Consider the following 3609-nt stretch of genomic DNA (forward strand, 5'->3'; position numbering starts at 1 on the left):
AGCCGCGGTCAGGCTGCCCGTATCGGCAGCGGCGTGAAAGGTTTTGAGCTTGTCCCAGTCCATGGCTTAACCTGACTTAGTTTGAGGGTCCCGTCCAGCCGTTTCCATGCGCCGGAGACCTATGATTTGTGTACCTTTTTTAGCGAGAATGGCCATTATTCACCAGCCCGCTTTGACAGGAGCGTCAGATAATGGCCCCGCCGATGTTCAAGGATAAGGATCAACGGCAGCAAGCATAGGATAAAGCCAAGGCAGATAAGGGTATCACTTGCCGTTGATGCCCGCACCGCAACCACGCCGCACAAAGCGCTCGCCAACCAGTAGAGCGAGGCGACATAGAGGTGCGACTGGCCGCTCCGAATAGCCAATTGATAGACATGATCGGCATGGGGCATGAGGAGATTGGCCTTCCGCCGCGCCCGCCAGACAATGGTGAGAAGGGAATCTGCTAAGAGAGGCAGAAAACAGGTTGCAACCGAAAGCGGATGAACCCCCATCGTGCCCGCCCAAGCCCCGAGTGTCCCAATGGTGAGGCCAACAAATAACGCCCCGGAATCGCCGGCAAAAATGCGCCCCCCCGTCACATTCCAATAAAGAAAGCCCGCACAAGAAAGCGCGCAGATCAGCCCATAGCCAGTCACCAGAAAGGCAGGATTATTCTGGGTGAAGCTGGAAAATCCGCACACGACACTTAAAAAGATGAGGCCCACCATGCTGGACCCGATGGATAGGCCATTGGCCCCATCCATAAAATTCACCACATTGACAATCACCAACAGCCACAGAAGCGTTCCAAGCCCGCCCAACAGGGGGCCTAACTGCCAGCTCATGCCGTCCCACAAGGGAAGGGCTTCGAGGCGGGGGCCAAAAATCACAAAGCCCAAGGCAAGGCTAAGCAGGATCAAGAGCTTGATTTTGGGGCCCAGGGCTGCCCGATCATCCCAAAATCCGAGTAGGCCGCCTGCCAGCGAGACGGCAAGGCACAGGACCATATCGGGGGTGACCGTTGGAAACCAAAGGTAAAAGACGCCAAGCCCGGCTAGGGTCCCCGCCATAATGCCAATGCCGCCCGAACTGGGGGTTGGCGCACGATGGAGTTTACGCTCGGCATCAGGCACATCCGGAATCGCCCACACCATCATCAAGCGTGTGGCAATCCACGCAACCAGAAGAGCTATGAAGCACGCAACAAGGAAGGTCATAGCCCCACTCTAACGGCAGCAAACGGGCAGGGGGAAGGCTTGCGCATCACCAAATGCAGAAGGCCCGCGACAGGCTTTCTGTTTAGCCATGCATTTTTGCAGCCCTGCTTAACCATCTCGACCCTTTTTATTCGCCAAACCCATCCCTACTTAGGAGTGGCAGCGAGCCTCCGCTGCCGACACGCGATTTGGCCCGTCTTTGACGCCAATCGGTGTCTCCTCCCCCAAGAGGCCGCCTCAAAGGGCCGCATCCTCACTGGATGCGGCCTCTTTTTTCGCCCCGACGCAGGCTGAAATGCCTTGTGTTCACGAAATCGCGAGAAAATGTCATAAATCCGCGACGGAATCTTAAGTCGGCCCCGTTATCAGCACATCTAGTGCCAGTAAATCGGGGACTTTATGCCGTCTTTTAAATTCTCGTCGCCCCTTTTCTCCTTTTTGGCACTGGCAAGTCTTGCTGCCTTGGCCGCTTGCGGCGGTGGGGGCGGAAGCGACACTGGCTCGTCTGGCACGGGGGTTACCTTAACCGCGCCGGGTGCGCCGACTTTGGTAGCACTTGATCCAGGCAATACCGCCATCAAAGTCCATTTTACCCCACCTTCTGCCACAGGGGGATCGGCGATCAGCAGCTATACCGCAAGCTGTGCCGCCGGGGGTGCCACCCGTACAGGCAGTGGCAGTACCAGCCCCATCGATGTAACGGGCTTAACCAATGGCACCGCCTATAGCTGCTCGATAGCCGCCACCAATGCCACGGGGACGGGGGCAAGCTCGACCCCAGCCAGCGCAACCCCGAATTTGCCCGTCGTGCCAGCCGCACCCACAATCGGAACAGCCACACCCGCCGATAAGGGTGGCAGCATTGCCTTTACAGCCCCATTGATCACGGGCGGCTCACCCATCACGGGCTATAGTGTAAGCTGCGTCAGCGGCACTTTGAGTGTAACGGCCACAGGTTCAACCAGCCCTGCCACGGTCACCGGCCTGTCCAATGGCTTGACCTATAGCTGCAGCGTGCGGGCCGTTAATGCGGTGGGGGCGGGTGCGGCCTCAAATGCCGTCAATCTTGTGCCCAATGGGGCAATCGCAACCCCTGCAGGGGTGGCCGAATTCACCAGCATCGACTTCAACGCCTTAGACAATTTCGCCAGCATCAGCTTGCCCGCTTATTATGATGGCACCGTCACACCCGATGATAACACCCCCAACAACAATGCCATCGCCAATCGCGCCGCTAGCCTGGGTCGCGTTCTCTTCTATGACCGTCGTTTGAGCGTGAATGACACGATTTCCTGTGCCTCCTGCCACCGTCAAGCCAATGGGTTTAGCGACCCGCGCCAGTTCAGCACGGGCTTTTCCGGCACGGCCTTTACCACGGCCCATGCCATGCGCTTGGGCAATATCAGCTATTATCGCCCGGGCACCATGTTCTGGGACAAGCGGGCAGCCAGTGTGGAAGCCCAAGCAACCCAACCGATCCAAAACGCGGTTGAAATGGGCTGGGATACAGCGGCCGGGGGTATTGGCGCGCTGATCACCAAAATGGCGGCCACCTCTTATTATCCAGACCTGTTCAATTTCGCCTTTGGCAGCTCTACCATCACCGAGGCCCGCATCCAGCAGGCGCTTGCCCAGTTTGAGCGCGCCATGGTCTCGACCGGCAGCAAGTGGGATACGGGCTATGCCACAGTCTTCAGCCCCACGGGCCCCAACCGCAATCTGGGCGTCGATCTGCCCAATTTCACCGCACAAGAAAATCGCGGCCGTACGCTTTATTTCACCCCGCCCAATCAAGGCGGGGCGGGATGTGCGGCCTGCCACAACGCGCCCACCTTTGCCCTTGCGCCCAATTCGCTCTCCAACGGCTTAGACGCTGGCGAGACGCGTATCTTCAAATCGCCCTCTTTGAAGAATATGGGCGTCGGTGGCCCCTATATGCATGACGGCCGCTTCACGACGCTGGAGCAAGTGGTCGAACATTATAATAGCGGCGTGCAAGCCGGCCCCGCCTTGGACAATCGCCTGCAACGCAATGGCGTGCCCCAACGCCTCAACCTCTCCGTCGCCGACAAAGCAGCTCTCGCCGCCTTCCTCCGCACCCTCGACGACACCGCCCTCCTGACCGACCCGAAATTTGCAAGTCCGATGCGGAAGTAGGGGGGTGGCTCGGCCTCAGGGGGCTTTGCGGCGGGGGATGGCGACCCGGTAGCGCTTCTTTCCTTTCTGGAAGGCTCATGTGCAGGCCCTGCCTGCCCCAAAGGCCAACTTCGATTGTTGGTGGGCGATTTGACGGGTCAAGTCCAGATTTCCTTTGGAAATCTGCCGCGGAGCGGCGCGAAGCGGACTTGGCCCGTCAAATCGCCCGAGCACGATAAAGGAAGCGGTTGGGTTACCAGAATGGGCACCA

2 protein-coding genes are annotated in these 3609 nt (G+C 58.7%); one reads left to right on the forward strand and one right to left on the reverse strand.

The features are described 5' to 3' along the window. Positions 1 to 155 precede the first annotated feature (155 nt). Positions 156 to 1202, reverse strand: coding sequence for a hypothetical protein (locus IOB61_RS10940; RefSeq protein ID WP_290816356.1), 1047 nt, complete (start codon positions 1200 to 1202; stop codon positions 156 to 158). Between the two features lie 399 nt (positions 1203 to 1601). On the opposite strand from IOB61_RS10940, the gene IOB61_RS10945 reads away from it, so the two are divergent. Further along, on the forward strand, positions 1602 to 3359 hold the full coding sequence (locus IOB61_RS10945; protein WP_290816358.1) for a cytochrome c peroxidase: 1758 nt from the start codon (positions 1602 to 1604) through the stop codon (positions 3357 to 3359). Positions 3360 to 3609: the final 250 nt, after the last annotated feature.

Source organism: Aquidulcibacter sp., from assembly GCF_020253525.1.
Lineage (GTDB): Bacteria > Pseudomonadota > Alphaproteobacteria > Caulobacterales > Aquidulcibacteraceae > Aquidulcibacter.